This is a genomic window from Selenomonas sp. FC4001 (genome assembly GCF_000701565.1).
GTDB classification, from domain to species: domain Bacteria; phylum Bacillota; class Negativicutes; order Selenomonadales; family Selenomonadaceae; genus Selenomonas_A; species Selenomonas_A ruminantium_B.
This window is the reverse complement of record NZ_KL370793.1, coordinates 663,007-679,521: the sequence shown is the minus strand read 5'-3', so window position 1 is coordinate 679,521 and position 16,515 is coordinate 663,007. Positions and strand designations below refer to the sequence as shown.

Annotated in this window: 15 protein-coding genes; all 15 read left to right on the top strand. The window is 50.6% G+C overall.

Annotation, left to right across the window (positions count from 1 at the left end; translation table 11 throughout):
* Positions 1-145 precede the first annotated feature (145 nt).
* The gene (tnpA, locus tag T320_RS12890; RefSeq protein ID WP_037354312.1) at positions 146-610 is read left to right on the top strand and encodes an IS200/IS605 family transposase; all 465 of its coding nucleotides are present in this window, start codon (positions 146-148) and stop codon (positions 608-610) included.
* Positions 611-859: 249 nt separating this feature from the next.
* Positions 860-3,121: an anaerobic ribonucleoside triphosphate reductase gene (locus T320_RS12885; RefSeq protein ID WP_037356460.1), complete on the top strand. Its 2,262-nt coding sequence runs from the start codon at positions 860-862 to the stop codon at positions 3,119-3,121.
* Between the two features lie 285 nt (positions 3,122-3,406).
* Positions 3,407-3,763: a hypothetical protein gene (locus T320_RS12880; protein ID WP_037356457.1), complete on the top strand. Its 357-nt coding sequence runs from the start codon at positions 3,407-3,409 to the stop codon at positions 3,761-3,763.
* 229 nt (positions 3,764-3,992) lie between these two features.
* Positions 3,993-5,099, top strand: a complete 1,107-nt coding sequence (dprA, locus tag T320_RS12875) for a DNA-processing protein DprA (RefSeq protein WP_037356454.1) — start codon at positions 3,993-3,995, stop codon at positions 5,097-5,099.
* On the top strand, positions 5,062-7,350 hold the full coding sequence (gene topA, locus T320_RS12870) for a type I DNA topoisomerase (RefSeq protein ID WP_072024017.1): 2,289 nt from the start codon (positions 5,062-5,064) through the stop codon (positions 7,348-7,350). The genes dprA and topA overlap by 38 nt, the downstream gene beginning before the upstream one ends.
* Positions 7,350-8,684 (top strand): methylenetetrahydrofolate--tRNA-(uracil(54)-C(5))-methyltransferase (FADH(2)-oxidizing) TrmFO, encoded by a 1,335-nt coding sequence (gene trmFO, locus T320_RS12865; RefSeq protein WP_037356451.1) that lies wholly within the window; start codon positions 7,350-7,352, stop codon positions 8,682-8,684. Before topA ends, trmFO begins: the two co-directional genes overlap by 1 nt.
* A 9-nt stretch (positions 8,685-8,693) precedes the next feature.
* On the top strand, positions 8,694-9,236 hold the full coding sequence (gene hslV / locus T320_RS12860; RefSeq protein ID WP_026761362.1) for an ATP-dependent protease subunit HslV: 543 nt from the start codon (positions 8,694-8,696) through the stop codon (positions 9,234-9,236).
* Positions 9,237-10,637 carry an ATP-dependent protease ATPase subunit HslU gene (hslU, locus tag T320_RS12855; protein ID WP_037356448.1) on the top strand — a complete coding sequence of 467 codons (1,401 nt, stop codon included), beginning with the start codon at positions 9,237-9,239 and terminating at the stop codon, positions 10,635-10,637. It begins immediately after the preceding gene.
* Between the two features lie 195 nt (positions 10,638-10,832).
* The gene (gene codY / locus T320_RS12850; RefSeq protein WP_014423683.1) at positions 10,833-11,609 is read left to right on the top strand and encodes a GTP-sensing pleiotropic transcriptional regulator CodY; all 777 of its coding nucleotides are present in this window, start codon (positions 10,833-10,835) and stop codon (positions 11,607-11,609) included.
* 193 nt (positions 11,610-11,802) lie between these two features.
* The gene (flgB, locus tag T320_RS12845) at positions 11,803-12,225 is read left to right on the top strand and encodes a flagellar basal body rod protein FlgB (RefSeq protein WP_026761360.1); all 423 of its coding nucleotides are present in this window, start codon (positions 11,803-11,805) and stop codon (positions 12,223-12,225) included.
* 32 nt (positions 12,226-12,257) lie between these two features.
* Entirely contained in the window at positions 12,258-12,704 is a 447-nt protein-coding gene (flgC, locus tag T320_RS12840) for a flagellar basal body rod protein FlgC (RefSeq protein WP_026761359.1), read from the top strand.
* Between the two features lie 35 nt (positions 12,705-12,739).
* Positions 12,740-13,042: a flagellar hook-basal body complex protein FliE gene (gene fliE / locus T320_RS12835; RefSeq protein WP_026761358.1), complete on the top strand. Its 303-nt coding sequence runs from the start codon at positions 12,740-12,742 to the stop codon at positions 13,040-13,042.
* Positions 13,043-13,082: 40 nt separating this feature from the next.
* On the top strand, positions 13,083-14,672 hold the full coding sequence (gene fliF / locus T320_RS12830) for a flagellar basal-body MS-ring/collar protein FliF (RefSeq protein WP_026761357.1): 1,590 nt from the start codon (positions 13,083-13,085) through the stop codon (positions 14,670-14,672).
* An 18-nt stretch (positions 14,673-14,690) separates the two neighbouring features.
* Positions 14,691-15,710 (top strand): flagellar motor switch protein FliG, encoded by a 1,020-nt coding sequence (gene fliG / locus T320_RS12825; protein ID WP_026761356.1) that lies wholly within the window; start codon positions 14,691-14,693, stop codon positions 15,708-15,710.
* Positions 15,703-16,494: a FliH/SctL family protein gene (locus T320_RS12820; protein WP_037356445.1), complete on the top strand. Its 792-nt coding sequence runs from the start codon at positions 15,703-15,705 to the stop codon at positions 16,492-16,494. Before fliG ends, T320_RS12820 begins: the two co-directional genes overlap by 8 nt.
* The last annotated feature ends 21 nt before the right edge of the window (positions 16,495-16,515 follow it).

The following is a 16,515-nucleotide window of genomic DNA, read 5'->3' as shown; positions in this document are numbered from 1 at the left end:
TTTTTGTTATTAGAAAACCCCTGGTTAGACCAGGGGTTCCGTAAAGCTTTAGCGATGAGTCTTTAAAGGAAAAGAAAAACCTCCCTAGAAAATAATTGTTGCGGTCCGTCAACTGCAAAATTATGAATAGGGAGGTTTTGTCGTAATGCAAAAGAACGACATCCATAGTTTATCACACACGAAATGGGAGTGTAAATATCACATTGTTTTTGCGCCGAAGTATAGGCGGAAAGTGTTTTTCGGGCAAATGAGGTATGAGATTGGAAAGATAATACGTGAATTGTGCAGATGGAAGGGGGTGAATTTACTGGAAGCTGAGGCATGTCCAGACCACATCCATATTTTGGTAGAGATACCACCGAAATTTAGTATATCGAACTTTATGGGATTTTTGAAGGGGAAGAGTAGCCTGATGATATATGAGAAATGGGGGAATATGAAATATAAGTATAGAAACAGACAATTTTGGTGTCGAGGATATTATGTGAGTACCGTAGGAAAGAACGAAAAGAAGATAGCGGAATATATAAAGCAGCAACTAAGTGAAGACCATATGGCCGAGCAGCTAACGCTAGAGGCGATAGACCCGTTTACGGGTAATCGGAAATAAGTAGCGTGTGGCGGACCGTACAAGCGCTTTTAAGCGCAGCTGGTAAAAAGAGGCCTTATAGGCCGTTAATGTAAAACCCCCGGCTAAGCCGGGGGATATTTATTTTGCGCTTAATTATACCGGCTGTGATTTTTTTTCATTGCGAAAAAGACCGTTATTTGCTACAATATATACCGTTACGACATAAATTAACCACAACATATAGAGGAGGCGTGAGGGTGAACCGCAAGATAGCGGTGCCTGTAGTCTATGAATTTGAAAACAGTTACGAAGCGTTCCGGACATACCGTACCTTACAACCGGGAGAAAATCTATAATGCCATCGCTGGTGCCAATAATGACGGCGGCCACAAGATGAACCCCAAGGATATTGATGAAGTTACCAGTCAGGTGGAGTGGGACATTCAGGATCGCGAGAATGTCAGCGTAGAGGAAATTCAGGATATCGTTGAGCAGGAGCTCATGAAGTACAACTTCTATGATATTGCCAAGAAGTATATCACCTATCGCCAGAAACATACGGAACGCCGTATTGCCCAGAAACACCTCATGTCCTCCTATCGGGATATCTTCTTTGCCGATGCAGTGGATGTGGATTCCAAGCGTGATAATGCTAACATCAACACCGATGCTTCCATGGGTATCATGCTGAAGCTGGGGGCCGAAGGTGCCAAGCATTTCGTGGATAACTATGTGCTTACCGACGAGTTCCGCGAGGCCGACAAGGAGAACTGGATTCATATTCACGACAAGGACTTCTCGCTGATTACCTTTAACTGCTGCCAGATTGATTTGCTGAAGCTCTTTAAGGGCGGTTTCTCCACGGGCCATGGCTTCCTGCGTGAACCAAACTCCATCCGTTCCTATGCTTCGCTGGCAGCCATTGCCATCCAGTCCAACCAGAACGATATGTTCGGCGGTCAGGCTATCAATGCCTTTGACTATGCCATGGCTGATGGCGTGCGCAAGTCTTTCCGCAAGGCAGTCATCAGCGAAGCACACAAGGCGTTGATGTATCAGTTCGATACCCATGACTTTGGCACGGAAAAGGAATTTAAGGCAAACTTTAAGCCGGCTATGGATTTTAGCGCCTGCAGCTACACGGAAAATAGCGAAGACGCCCGTGCCACTGAATCTGTACAGGCGATTAAGAAAGCTCTGGAAGCTGTGCTGGCAGATACTTATAAACTGCCCACGGATGAGTCCGGCCGTCTGGCCCGCAATGTCTATCGCTTGGCCTGCGCTGATGTGGTGGAGGAAACCCATCAGGCCATGGAGGCAATGATTCATAACTTCAACACGTTGCATAGCCGTGCCGGTGCGCAGGTTCCCTTCAGCTCTTTGAATTACGGTATGGATACCAGCCCGGAAGGCCGCCTGGCTACCCGGGAAGTCCTCAATGCCATCTGGTCTGGTCTGGGGAACGGCGAGACGCCGATTTTCCCGATTTCGGTGTTCCAGCTGAAAGCCGGGGTCAACTACAATCCCAAAGACCCCAATTACGATTTGTTCCAGCAGGCCTGCAAGGTCAGCGCCAAGCGTCTGTTCCCGAACTTCGTGAACATCGATGCGCCGTATAATCTCCAGTATTACAAGCCCGGTGATTACAACTCCACGGTGGCTACCATGGGCTGCCGCACCCGTGTCATGAGCAATGTCAACGGCCCGGAAGAATCCGGCAGCCGCGGCAACTTTGCCTTCACCACCATCAACCTGCCGAAGCTGGCTTTGGAAGCCAAGGGGGATATGGATAAGTTCTGGCAGCTTTACGATAAATATATCGAAATCAGCCATGACTATATCCTCGCCCGCTTGAATGTCATTGCAGAAAAGCATGTCTACAACTACCCGTTTCTCATGGGGCAGGGTGTTTGGATGGACAGCGACAAGCTGCGTGCTGATGACAGCATCAAGGATGTGCTGAAGCATGCTTCCTATTCCGTAGGCTTCTGCGGTCTGGCTGAGTGCCTCAAGGCTCTTATCGGCAAACATCACGGTGAAAGTGCTGAAGCGCAGGAGCTGGGCCTTAAGATTGTCGGCCATCTGCGTGAGCGCATGGATAAATACACGGAAGAAGAACACATGAACTGGTCCTGCTTCGCGACCCCGGCAGAATCGACTGCCGGTCAGTTCCAGCGTTCCAACCGCAAGGTCTATGGTGTGATTGAGGGTGTTACGGACAGAGATTATATGACCAACAGCTCTCATGTGCCGGTTTACTATCCGATTAAGGCTATTGACAAGATTCGCATTGAAGCGCCTTACCATGCTTTGGAAAACGCTGGCCATATCGCCTATATCGAAATGGACGGCGACCCGACCAAGAATGTTAAGGCCTTTGAACGTCTGGTTCGTGCCATGCACGATGCGGATATGGGTTACTTCTCCATCAACCATCCGGTTGACCGCGACCCGGTTTGCGGCTATACGGGACTTATCGAAAATGAGTGCCCGCATTGCCACCGCAAGGAAGTAGAGACGGGACGGTTTACCATTAAGCGCATGAAGTAAGATTCGGCTTAGAATTCGGTTTTTGTTTACATCTATATGCTAAGACGCCCGGTGGCTGATAAAACTTTTCCGTAGCTTTGACAGGCTTGCCTAACGCGACGGAAAAGTTTTATCAGCCACCGGGCTGTTTTCGTGCATTGCTTACATCGATATTCTAAAGACGCTCGCGGGCTTATTGCGTACTTTTCAAATTTTTTTCTATCCTACTACACACTTTTTGCTTTCGGGGATATAAAGGACAGAAAGCAAGATAACAACACGTTAAGATGTGAGGAGGAAAATAAAATGGAAAAGAAGTTCATGAATAAGCTGGTTGATATGGAACTGGATCAGGTAGTTGGCAGCTTCGATTATGGTTATGGCCGAGGTAAGGATATCTGGGTAGATGGCAAGAAGTACTATGTCGTGTATAATCGCACCCTCAATCAGAACGAGTTTTATGATTACGCGAAAGGTGATGTGACAAGACAAATGATTCAGTGGAATCTTGATTGTGGGGAAACGCACATGCGTTATTACAATCAAAGAGTTGGTGATCTTACGGCCAGTATTCGGGATGAAGCAAGGTCACGTGGCATGACCAGAAATAAGGTTGCCATTCGACCGATGACTCACCTCCCCGGAGTCGGTTCGAACGGTTAAGTCTATACAAAATAACCAGAGGGCATATCAGCAGATGTGCTCTCTTTTTTGCGCTCAACATGGCTGTAACGTCGTCTTAACCTGAACTGCAGAGCGAAAACTTTTTCTTTAAGAATAGAAGGGAAAAAGTTCTTCGTGGTGAAAAATATTTATGAATAAAATCTGTAAAGTGTTGCATAATTTCTAAATTTTTGTTATGGTTGTATAACGTATAGGCTTGGTGATGATTATGGCTGAAGTGCAGGACGAACATTTTTATTTGGCGGCGATGCTTCGCTGTCCGGGGATTGGCTGCCGGTATTTGCGGCAGCTGTTGGAGTCTATGGGAAATGCAGCTGCTGTCTGGCGGGCGGATAAGGATGACTTAATCGCTGCGCGGGTGCTGACATCCAGATTGGCTCAAAGGCTGGCTGATTTTTGTCGTCAGCATGAGGCTGTGCCCGAGGCGATAAAGAAGACCTGCGAGAAGAAGCTCATTCACACGGTATCTATAATGGAAGAAAACTATCCGGAAGTGCTGCGGGAAATCTATGCGCCGCCAGTATTGCTCTATTATACTGGCATACTGGAACCGGATGCCCGGCGGGTAGCTATGGTGGGAGCGCGGAGGTTCTCCGGCTACGGTCAGGCAGCGGCTTTGGAATTTGGTGAGAAGCTGGCAGCGGCAGGCCTTACGGTGGTCAGCGGTGCTGCCCGTGGCATTGACACGTTTTCCCATCTGGGGGCGCTGAAAGCCGGCCGCACAGTGGCTGTGCTGGGCTGTGGCGTGGATATTGCCTATCCATCTGAGAATCGCAAGCTGCTCTATGATATTGCCGATAGTGGCGGTGCTGTTATCTCGGAGTATGAGCCGGGAACCAGGCCACTGCCGGCGTATTTTCCGGCAAGGAACCGCATTATCAGCGGCCTTGCCGAAGGTACGCTGGTGCTGGAAGCCGCCGCTCGTTCCGGTTCGCTGATTACGGCAGAGATGGCGCTGTCCTCTGGCCGGGATGTCTATGCCGTGCCCGGCAGTATTTATTCGCCAGGCTGTGCCGGCTGCAATCATCTGATTCAGCAGGGAGCTAAGCTCGTCACTGAGCCGAAGGATGTGCTGGAAGAATTTAATCTGGCCCCGGCGGAAAATAAACCATCAGCAAAGGTAAAACTCACGGCAGAGGAGCAGGCTATTTATCAGGTGCTTTCCTTTGACCATGCGCTTTCCTTGGATGAAATCATGATGAGCCTGCCGGATGGTGAAATAGCAAATTTATCCTACCTGCTTCTGGAAATGGAGCTCAAGGGGATTGTGATAGAAAATGAAATGCATGCCTATAGGCGTGCTGAGAGGGAGTGAAAGTTTGGCTGCAGAAAAAACAAAGGCCAAAGCGAAAACCAAGGCGAAAAGCAAAGTAAAAAAGACCTTGGTTATCGTGGAGTCGCCAGCCAAGGCGAAGACCATTGAAAAATATTTGGGGAAAAAGTATATGGTGCGGGCTTCGATGGGACATCTGCGGGATTTGCCCAAGAGCCAGTTTGGCATTGATGTGGAAAATGACTTTGCCCCCAAGTACATAAATATTCGGGGCAAAGGGGATTTAATCAAGGCCCTGAAAAAAGACGCGAAGAATGCGGATAAAGTCTATCTTGCAAGCGACCCTGACCGCGAAGGTGAGGCGATTGCCTGGCATCTGTCCTTTATCCTGGGATTGAATCCGGAGGAGGATTGCCGCATTGTATTTAATGAAATTACTAAACCGGCCATTCAGGAGGCCGTAAAACATCCACGCGGCATCAATATCGACCAGGTGGATGCCCAGCAGGCCCGCCGTATGCTCGACCGTATTGTGGGGTACAAACTTTCGCCGCTGCTCTGGCGCAAGGTGCGCAAGGGCCTGTCGGCAGGCCGTGTGCAGTCCGTTACGGTCAAGCTTATCTGCGACCGGGAAAAGGAAATTCAGGCCTTTGAGTCCGTGGAATACTGGACGGTGGGCATGAAACTGCGCAAGGATAAGTCCGCTATGTTTGATGCGGAACTTACTCATGTGGACGGCGAAAAGCTCGACCTTCATGACGAGAAGAACACCACGGCGCTTGTGGAAGACTTCCAGAAGCAGCAGCTTATCGTGGATAAGGTCAAGAAGAGTGAGCGCAAGCGCAAGCCTGCTGCCCCCTTTACCACGAGTTCCCTGCAGCAGGATGCAGCCCGTAAACTGGGCTTTACTTCCCGCAAGACCATGATGCTTGCCCAGCAGCTCTATGAAGGTATCGAATTGGGCCGTCACGGGGCTACGGGTCTTATCACTTATATGAGAACCGACTCCACCCGTCTGTCCGATGTGGCACTCAATGATGCTCGTGCCTTTATTGGTGAGCAGTTCGGGGAAGACTACCTGCCTGCCAAGGCCAATGTCTATGTGACGGGCAAGAAGGCACAGGATGCCCATGAAGCCATCCGTCCGACGGATGTGAATATCACACCGGAGAGCGTGGAAAAATATCTGAACAAGGACCAGCTGAAGCTCTACACGCTGATTTGGCAGCGCTTCACGGCCAGCCAGATGGTACCGGCCGTTTACGATACCATGAGCATTCAGATTAAGGCAGGCAGCCGTTATCAGGCTAAAGCTGCCGGCTCCAAGCTGAAATTTGCCGGCTTTACGGCAGTCTATGCCGGTGCAGAGACCACCAAGAAGGAAAAGGACGTCCTGCTGCCGGATTTGGCCGAGGGTGATGAATTAAATATCGCCAAGATGCTCCCTCAGCAGCATTTCACGGAGCCGCCTCCACGCTATAATGATGCCTCCTTGGTCAAGACGTTGGAGGAAAAGGAAATCGGCCGTCCGAGTACCTATGCGCCGATTATCGAGACGATTCAGGCCCGCGGTTATGTACAGCGCATTGACAAGCATTTCCAGCCGACAGAACTCGGTTTTGTCGTGGTGGATATGCTGAAGGAATACTTCAAGGATATCGTTGATGTGAAGTTCACGGCGGATTTGGAAAATGAGCTCGACGAAATCGCCGAAGGCAAGGTGGAGAAGAACCACCTGCTCAAGGAATTCTATGACCCCTTTGCCGTGACACTCGAAAAGGCGGACGAAGCCATTGGCCATGTGGAACTTCCCGAGGAGGTTTCCGACGTGCCCTGCGATATCTGCGGCCGCATGATGGTGGTCAAGCAGGGCCGCTATGGCAAATTCCTGGCCTGCCCGGGGTTCCCGGACTGCCGCAACACGAAGCCGCTGCTCGTGGATACCGGTGTCAAGTGCCCGAAATGCGGCGGCTCCATCGTGGAGCGTAAATCCCATCGTGGCCGCAAGTTCTATGGCTGTAAGAATTATCCCGAGTGCGATTACACCACCTGGGACCAGCCCCTGCAGGAGAAATGCCCCACGTGCGGTGCGTTCATGCTCAAGCATCATTATAAGAACGGCCGCGGGCTGACCTATTGCAGCAATGAGGCCTGCAAGACGCGCATCGACCATCCCATCAACAAGGAACTGGAAAAGATGCGCCAGCGCGCCGAAGCCAAGAAAGCCAAGGAAGCTGAAGCTGCCGCTCAGGCTGAAAAAGAAAGTAAGACGAAAAAAGGTAAAAAGAAATAATGAAAGATATCATCATCATTGGAGCGGGCCTTTCCGGGGCCGAAGCCGCCTGGCAGGCAGCCAATATGGGAGCCAAGGTAACGCTTTATGAAATGCGCCCGGTTAAGTCTACTCCTGCCCATAAGACCGCGGAGTTTGCCGAATTGGTCTGCAGCAACTCCCTGCGGGGGGCTGGCATGGAAAATGCCGTGGGCGTGCTCAAAGAGGAAATGCGCCGTCTTAATTCCATCATCATGGAAGCTGCTGATGCTACGAAAGTACCGGCAGGCGGTGCTTTGGCTGTAGACCGTCACGGTTTCAGCCAGTATATCACCGACAAGGTGAGCAGCCATCCCAATATCACGGTGGTTCACGAAGAAATCGAAAATATCCCCCTGCGGGATGACGCCATTACTATTGTGGCCAGCGGCCCGTTGACGGAAGGCAAACTGGCAGAAGAAATTGCCAAACTCACCGGCAATGATTCACTGTACTTCTATGATGCGGCAGCGCCGATTGTGAGCCTCGAATCCGTGGATATGACTAAGGCCTATCGGGCTTCTCGTTATGGCAAGGGCGAGGCAGCATATATCAACTGCCCCATGACCAAGGAAGAATATCAGGCGTTCTGGACGGAACTGGTCAACGCAGAAAAAGCCCCGACCAAGGATTTTGAGAAGGAAAAATTCTTTGAAGGCTGCATGCCCGTAGAGGTTATGGCCAGCCGCGGGGAGGACACCCTGCTCTTTGGCCCGCTTAAGCCTGTGGGATTGGAACATCCAGAAACCGGTGTGCGCCCCTATGCTGTAGTGCAGCTGCGCCAGGATAATGCTTCGGCTACACTCTACAATATCGTGGGCTTTCAGACCCATCTCAAATGGCCGGAACAACGCCGTGTCTTTGGCATGATTCCGGGACTGGAGAACGCAGAATTCCTGCGCTATGGTGTTATGCACCGCAATACCTTCCTGAATTCGCCGACGCACATGCGGCCTACCTTCCAGTTTAAGGGCATAGACAATCTGTTCTTTGCCGGGCAGATGACAGGTGTAGAGGGGTATGTGGAATCGGCAGCTTCGGGACTGGTGGCCGGCGTCAATGCCGCGCGTATGGCCATGGACAAGGAACCTTTGGTATTCCCGGAGGAAACCTGCCATGGCGCTTTGGCACATTACATCACTACCAGCGAAGCCAAGCACTTCCAGCCCATGAATGTGAACTTTGGCATCCTGCCCACCATTGTTATGCGCAATGAGAACGGCAAGATTATCAAAGATAAAAAAGCCAAGAAAATGAAACTTGCGGAGCGGGCTTTAGCCGCCATTGATGCGTTCAAGCCTGCTATTGGAGGTTGATTAGATATCATGGAAACACAATTTCATGCAACGACAATCTGTGCCGTGCGCAAGAATGGCAAAACTGCCATTGCCGGTGACGGTCAGGTGACTTTCGGTGAACATACCATTATGAAGGCCAACGCCCGCAAGGTGCGCCGCCTTTACCATAATCAGGTACTGGCAGGCTTTGCCGGTTCCGTGGCCGATGCCTTTACGTTGTTCGAAAAGTTTGAGGCGAAGCTGGAAAGCTATAATGGCAATTTGCAGCGGGCGGCAGTCGAGCTGGCCAAGGAATGGCGTACGGATAAAATCCTGCGCAAATTGGAAGCCCTGCTGCTGGTAGCGGATAAGGACACCATGCTGATGCTCTCCGGTAACGGCGAAGTCATTGAGCCGGACGGGGATGTAGCCGCCATTGGTTCCGGCGGTTTCTATGCGCTGTCTGCCGGCCGTGCCATGGCCAAGCATACGGAGATGAGCGCGGGCGAGATTGCCAAAGAGGCGCTGTCCATTGCGGCGGATATCTGCGTATTTACCAATCATAACATCAAGGTGGAGGAACTGGACTAAATGGAAGAATTTTTTGGTACGAATGAACAGACTCCGCGTCAGATTGTGGAGGAACTCAATAAATATATCGTAGGCCAGGACGAAGCGAAAAAGTCTGTGGCCATTGCTCTGCGCAACCGTTGGCGCAGCCGCAAACTGCCTGCAGATATGCAGGAAGATGTAGTGCCCAAGAACATTCTGATGATTGGTTCCACCGGCGTGGGCAAGACGGAAATTGCCCGCCGTCTGGCAAAGCTTGTTAAAGCACCGTTCATCAAGGTGGAAGCCACGAAGTTTACCGAAGTGGGCTATGTGGGCCGTGATGTGGAATCCATCATCCGTGACCTGGCGGAAACCTCTGTGCGCATGGTGCGCCAGCAGCGTATCGAATCTGTTCAGGACAAGGCCAAGGAAATGGCGGAAGAACGCATTCTCGATGTGTTCGTTCCGGAACCCAAGAAGAATACGAATCCTTTGGGACGTCTCTTTGGCGGCAGCGATGATGCCGAAGAGAAGGAGGAACAGCCGGCAGAGCCGAAGTATCAGGCTGGCCGTGAATGGGTGCGCAAACGTCTGCAGAAGGGCGAACTGGAACAGGAAACCATTGAGATTGATGTGGAAGATTCCGGCAAGCCCATGGTAGGCATGTTCGCTGGTTCTAGTCTCGAAAGCATGGGCGACAACATTCAGGATATGATTGGCAACCTGATGCCCAAGCGTCATCGCAAGCGCAAGGTAACGGTCGAGCAGGCCCGCAAGATTTTTACGCAGGAAGAAGCCGACAAGCTTATTGATATGGAAGCTGTGGCGGATGAAGCTGTGAAGGTAGCTGAGTACAGCGGCATTGTATTTCTCGACGAAATAGATAAAGTTGCCGTCAAGGGCAACAGCTCCGGGGCAGATGTGAGCCGCGAAGGTGTACAGCGTGATATTCTGCCGATTGTCGAAGGCTCTACCGTTATGACGAAGTACGGCCCCTTAAAGACCGACCATGTGCTCTTTATTGCCGCCGGTGCCTTCCATATGGCTAAGCCTTCGGATTTGATTCCGGAATTGCAGGGCCGTTTTCCTATCCGTGTGGAACTCAAGTCCCTGCGCAAGGAAGACTTCCAGAAAATCCTCACTGAACCGCAGAATGCTCTGATTAAGCAGTATCAGGCCATGCTCGCAACTGAAGGGGTGGAACTGGAATTCAAGGAGGATGCCATCGGCCGTCTGGCACAATTAGCCTGTGATGTCAACGAGCAGGCCGAGGATATCGGTGCCCGCCGCCTGCATACCCTGCTGGAAAAACTGCTCGAAGAAGTCAGCTTCACGGCTCCGGAACTTACGGAGAAGAAGGTCGTCATCGATGCGGCCTATGTGGACAAGCAGCTGGCTGACATTGTGGTGAACCGTGATTTGTCACAATTTATTCTGTAATTGACAGTGATAAAAGGAATCTGCATGCAGATTCCTTTTGCGCTGACAGAAATAATATGAAAATTTAATTAAAAATATTATTCAGCATCTATGATTATTTCGAAAAATGTGATAAAATACCATTAGATGTGTATGTGATGGCCTGTTAGGTACTGTGTCAGGCTGTCGAAATATTTTGTAAAGGAGAAAGGCTACATGGCATCTTTATTAGAGAAAACAAGAAAAATCAACCGGCTCCTGCAGCGTTCCGAGAATGTGGAATACGATGGAATTTCCCGCGTTCTCAGCAACGTGCTGAATGCGAACGTCTATATTACCAACAAGAAGGGCAAGATTTTCGGTTATGCCTTTGTGGATGATTTCGAATGCGACCTGATGGTGGACAAGGTTATCAATCAGGGTGAGTTCCCCAAGACCTATGTGAACTGGCTCATGCGCATGGATGAAACCAACGCCAATCTCCATTCCAAGACGGGCATGTGCGCTTATGAAGAAAATACGAAGTGCCTGTTCAACGGCAAGAACACGACCATCGTTCCGATTTATGGTGTAGGTGAACGCATCGGTACGCTGGTGGTGGCTAAGTATGACGAAGAGTTCAGCGATGAAGACCTGCTGCTCTGCGAATACGGTGCTACGGTTGTGGGCATGGAAATGCTCCGCGACCATGCCGAAAAAATCGAAATCGAAGCCCGCAAGAAAGCTACGGTACAGATTGCCCTCAACACGCTCTCTTTCTCCGAGAGCCGTGCAGCCAAAGCAATTCTCGAAGCTCTGCCGGATACGGAAGGCCTCCTGGTAGCTTCCAAGATTGCTGACAAGGTGAAGATCACCCGCTCTGTTATCGTAAACGCTCTGCGCAAGTTCGAGTCCGCTGGCGTTATCTCTTCCAAGTCCCTCGGCATGAAGGGTACTTACATCAAGGTTCTCAACGAGTACCTGCTCGAAGAAGTACAGAAACTGAAAATCTGATTCGGATTCCTTTGGGACCGGCGCTTAGGTGCCGGTCTTATTTTTTTTTGCAAAATTTTTGAGAAGTCATTATAGATTTGCCAAGAAAAAAATGATAAAGTGGGAAGGAGTTAGAGGGCTTATGTAGAAAATAAATAAAAGGCAACTATAAGGATATTTAGAAAGTGGCAGGAAGAAAGGGTGTGATTCCGGCATGCTGGAACAGATAATGAATTCACCAAACTTCGATTACCTTTCCCGGGGGCTGGAAGCCGCTAATTTGCGTCAGGAAGTTATCAGCAATAATATCGCCAATGTCAATACGCCTCATTTCAAGCGAAGTGCGGTGAACTTTGAAGATTTGTTGGCCAAGGAGCTCCATCTGGATGATGATGTGAACCGGCTGGCGATTGTCCGCACCCATGACCGGCACCTGCCCATTCCTCTGCACGGCAAGGTTCATGCCGTCATTGAAGAGGATGATACCACAACCATGCGTGTGGATGACAACAATGTAGATATTGATATTGAGATGGCGGGACTTTCCAAGAATCATTTGTACTACAACGCCATGACCACCCAGCTGGGCGGCTTTATGACCAAGATGAAGAATGTTATCACCAGCGGACAGAGCTAAGCTGATGGTAGAAAGTGCAAAGGGATAAGAAGATGAGCATGTTTTTAGGGATTGATGCGGCCGCGTCAGGACTTACGGCAGAGCGCTTGCGTATGGATGTTATCTCCAACAACATCGCCAATGCCAATACAACCCGGACGCAGGAGGGCGGAGCTTACCACCGGCGTTATGTGGTCTTTGAACCACGGACGAAGAATGACGGCCCCTTTCAGAGTTTTTTGAAAAAAGCGGCAAACAAGCTGGAAGCCGGAGATGGTGTACGGGCAACCCGCATCGAAAGCGACAACACCCAGGGCCCGCTGGTCTATGACCCGGGACATCCGGATGCCAATGCTGACGGTTATGTGGAACGGCCCAATATCAATGTAGTGGCAGAGATGGTGGATATGATTACCGCCTCCAGGGCTTATGAAGCCAATACCACGACGATTAATGCTGCCAAGTCCATGGTGACCAAGGCCTTGGAAATGGGCAAGTGAAATTAGGGATGCTTTTGATTTGAGAGGATAGAGATATGGAAATTGCACCACTTGCGATGACTCCGGTGTCGATGCATGCCACGAGTCATTTGGGCGAAACGCAGGAACCAAAAGAAGTGCAAAGCTTCGGCCAATATCTGACCGCGGCTTTGAAAAAAACGAACGCTTTACAGCTGGAATCGGACCGGCAGAATGCCCTGCTGGCAGCCGGGCGAATTGAAGATGTTTCCCAGGTGGTTATCGCCGCCCAGAAGGCTGATATTGCCCTCCAGCTGACCCTTCAAATGAGAAACAGAGCAATGAGTGCTTATCAGGAAATTATGCGCATGCAAGTATAACAGCTAATACAGTGTAATTCTACGTGAAGGGATTGAGATCATGGGAGATTGGAAAGAGCGGTATAAGGAGCTTCTGGAGAGATTCAGCAAGCGCCAGCGTTATATTATGCTGGGTTCCGCTTTGGCTATTCTCATTGCCATCATTGGTGTAAGTGCGTGGTATGGCAATAAACCGGATATGGTTCCCCTGTTTACCAATATGGAAACCAAGGATGCCGGCGAAGTAGCTGCAAAGCTAAAAGAATCCAAAATAGAATACGAAGTACAGGAAACGCGGCAAGGCACTACCATCATGGTTCCCTCACGGGATGTGCATAATGCACGGCTTGATTTGTCCACTCAGGGGCTGCCCCGGGGCAACAAAGGTTTTGAAATCTTTGATGACAGCAAGCTGGGCGTTACGGAATTCCAGAACAAGGTCAATTATCTGCAGGCTTTGCAGGGCGAGCTGACCCGAACCATTGAACAGATTGCTGCCGTGGAAAAAGCACGGGTTCATATCGTTTTGCCGGAAGACAGCCTTTATAAGAAGAATGAGAAGCCCGCTACGGCCTCCATTATGCTTCATTTGCGGCCTAATGTGGAATTATCCAAAAAGGAAATCAAAGGCATTGTCAATCTGGCAGCCAACAGTGTGCAGGGGCTCAAACCCGAAAATATCACAGTGGTGGACGACACGGGCAAAATCCTCAATGACCCTGATGAAAATGAGGAACAGACAGTCGGTGTCAAAACGATGACGCAGCTGGAGATGACCAAAAAGGTTCAGGATAATATCCAGAAGAACATCCAGTCTATGCTGGATGATTCCATGGGTGAGGGCAAGGCGTTTGCCCGGGTCAGTGTGGAACTTGACTTTGACGACAGAACCACCGATAAACAGACCTTTACCCCCGTGGTGGACGATTCTGGTATTATTCGCAGCCAGCAGGATTTGAGTGAATCCTATAATGGTACATCCACTCAGCCCGGTGGTGCAGCAGGGGTACAGTCCAATGTACCCGGCTATGTGGCCCAGAATGCCAACGCCAATGCCGAGTATGAGAAAAAAGAATCTACGAAAAACTATGAAATAAACGAAGAAAAATCCAAGACTGTGGCAGCTCCCGGCTCCATCCGCCGTTTGACGGTGGCGGTGCTGGTGGATGACACGGTGACCCCGCAGCAGCAGGACAGCATTATGCGGACGGTCAGCAGTGCGGCAGGCATCAACACGGACCGTGGTGATACGGTTTCGGTTGAACCACTGCCATTTAGCACGGAACTTCGCGATAAGCGGGCAGCTGAGGAACAGGCGGCAAAAGACCGTGAGGACCGTATCTTCTACGGTACCATTGCAGCAATTCTGCTGGTTCTGGCTGCTATCGGCGGCTACCTCTACTATCGCCGCAAGAAGAAGCTCGAAGCTATTGCGGCCGAGCAGGAGCGAATCCGTCAGGAGGAGGAAGCAAGGAAGAAATTGGAAGAAGAAGAACGCGCAGCACTCCTCGCCGCTGGTGCCTTGGATGTTGAAGAACTTACTGAAGAAGAACAGCAGCACCTCACCGAAAAACAGACCCTGCAGCAGCTTATCGACCAGCGGCCTGCTGAGGTGGCTATGCTTGTTAAAACCTGGCTTGCGGAGGAATGACCTATGGCACTTGAAGATATGTATGGCGATAGTGAGGACGAACAGCTCACTAATACAGAGAAGGCGGCCATTTTGTTCATTGCTCTGGGGCCGGAGTATTCGGCGAAATTGTTTCAGCATTTGGCCGATGATGAAATTGAGCGTATAACCCTGGAAATTGCGAATCATAAAAAGGTAAGTTCTGAGGTTAAGTCCAAAGTTGTCAGTGAGTTTTATCAGATGGCCATGGCCAGCGACTACATTTCCACAGGCGGTTTGGAATATGCACAGAACGTACTGGAGAAGGCACTGGGGTCGGAAAAGGCGATGGAAATTCTCAATCGTCTCACCACGAGCCTGCAGGTTCGTCCGTTCGACTTCCTGCGCAAGACAGACCCTTCTCAGCTCATGAACTTCATCAACAACGAGCATCCCCAGACCATTGCGCTCATCATGGCTTATCTGGATCCGGACCAGGCGGCAACGGTACTTGGTTCCCTGTCACCGGAAGCCCAGGCCGATGTAGCTCGGCGTATTGCCCAGATGGACAGGACGTCGCCGGATATTATTCGCGAGGTGGAACGGGTGCTCGAACGCAAACTTTCCTCTCTGGTTACGCAGGACTTCACCACGGCAGGCGGTGTCAAGGCCATCGTGGAAGTGCTCAACCGGGTGGACCGTACCACAGAAAAATCCATTATCGAAACCTTGGAAGTGGACAATCCGGAACTGGCGGAAGAAATCAAACGCCTCATGTTCGTATTCGAAGATATCGTTCAGCTGGACGACCGCTCGCTGCAGATGGTTCTGCGCGAGGTGGATACCAAGGATTTGTCCCTGGCCCTCAAGGCTACGCCTCAGGAAGTGGCGGACAAGGTTTACCGAAATATGTCGAAACGTGCCGCCGATATGCTCCGCGAAGAAATCGAGTTTATGGGCCCGGTAAAGATTCGCGACGTAGAAGAGGCACAGCAGAAGGTCGTCAACGTCATCCGCGTACTGGAAGACAAGGGCGATATCGTAGTATCGCGTGGACAGGGAGACGAGATGATTGTCTAGAGTTATCAAAGCCGCGATATGGGAGGAGAATCCTCATCTTATCCATACCCCCGAGCCGCCTAAGCCCGAGGCATCTGCGGCGGAGAACTTTGGCATAGATGAAGAAGCCCAGGCCCGTATGCTGGCAGAAATTGCTGCCAAGGAGCAGCGTGCGATTCAGCTCCTGAAGGATGCCAAGGTGGATGCTGAAATCATGCGGCAGGAGGCCAAAGCCGAATGTGAGCGCATGAAAGCAGAAGCCCAGCAGGAGATTCAGGATGCTAAGGAAGAAGCCATAAAGCAGGGCCATCAGGAGGGCTATGAAGAAGGCCTAAAAGATGGGGAAGCCAAAATCCGTGAGGAAATGGCGGCAACCATTGCCGAAGGCAGTGCTCAGGCGGAAAAGACCCTGCGTGATGCCAAGGCGGCCACGCGCGACTATGTGCAGCAGGCCGAGCAGGATGTGGTGCGCATCGTTATGGCCGTGGTGGAGAAGATATTACCGCAGCATTTCATCGATGTACCACAAGTGGTACTGCCTGTGGTGCGGGAGGCTATCACCAAGGTAAAGGACCAGAAGGAATTAAAAATCCATATTGCGCCGCAGGACTATGATTTGGTGCTGATGGCCCGCAATGAGTTCCGGGGTCTCTTAACCTATGGGGATGCCACCATTGATTTGGTTTCTGACCAAAGCATGAAGCCGGGGGATTGTTTGATTGAAACGCCTAATGGCACAGTGGATGCAAGGCTTGCCACCCAGATAGAACTGGTACGGCAGGCAGTAAAAAATGTTATGCTTTAAGCGTTTCCCTTGAGGTATGGC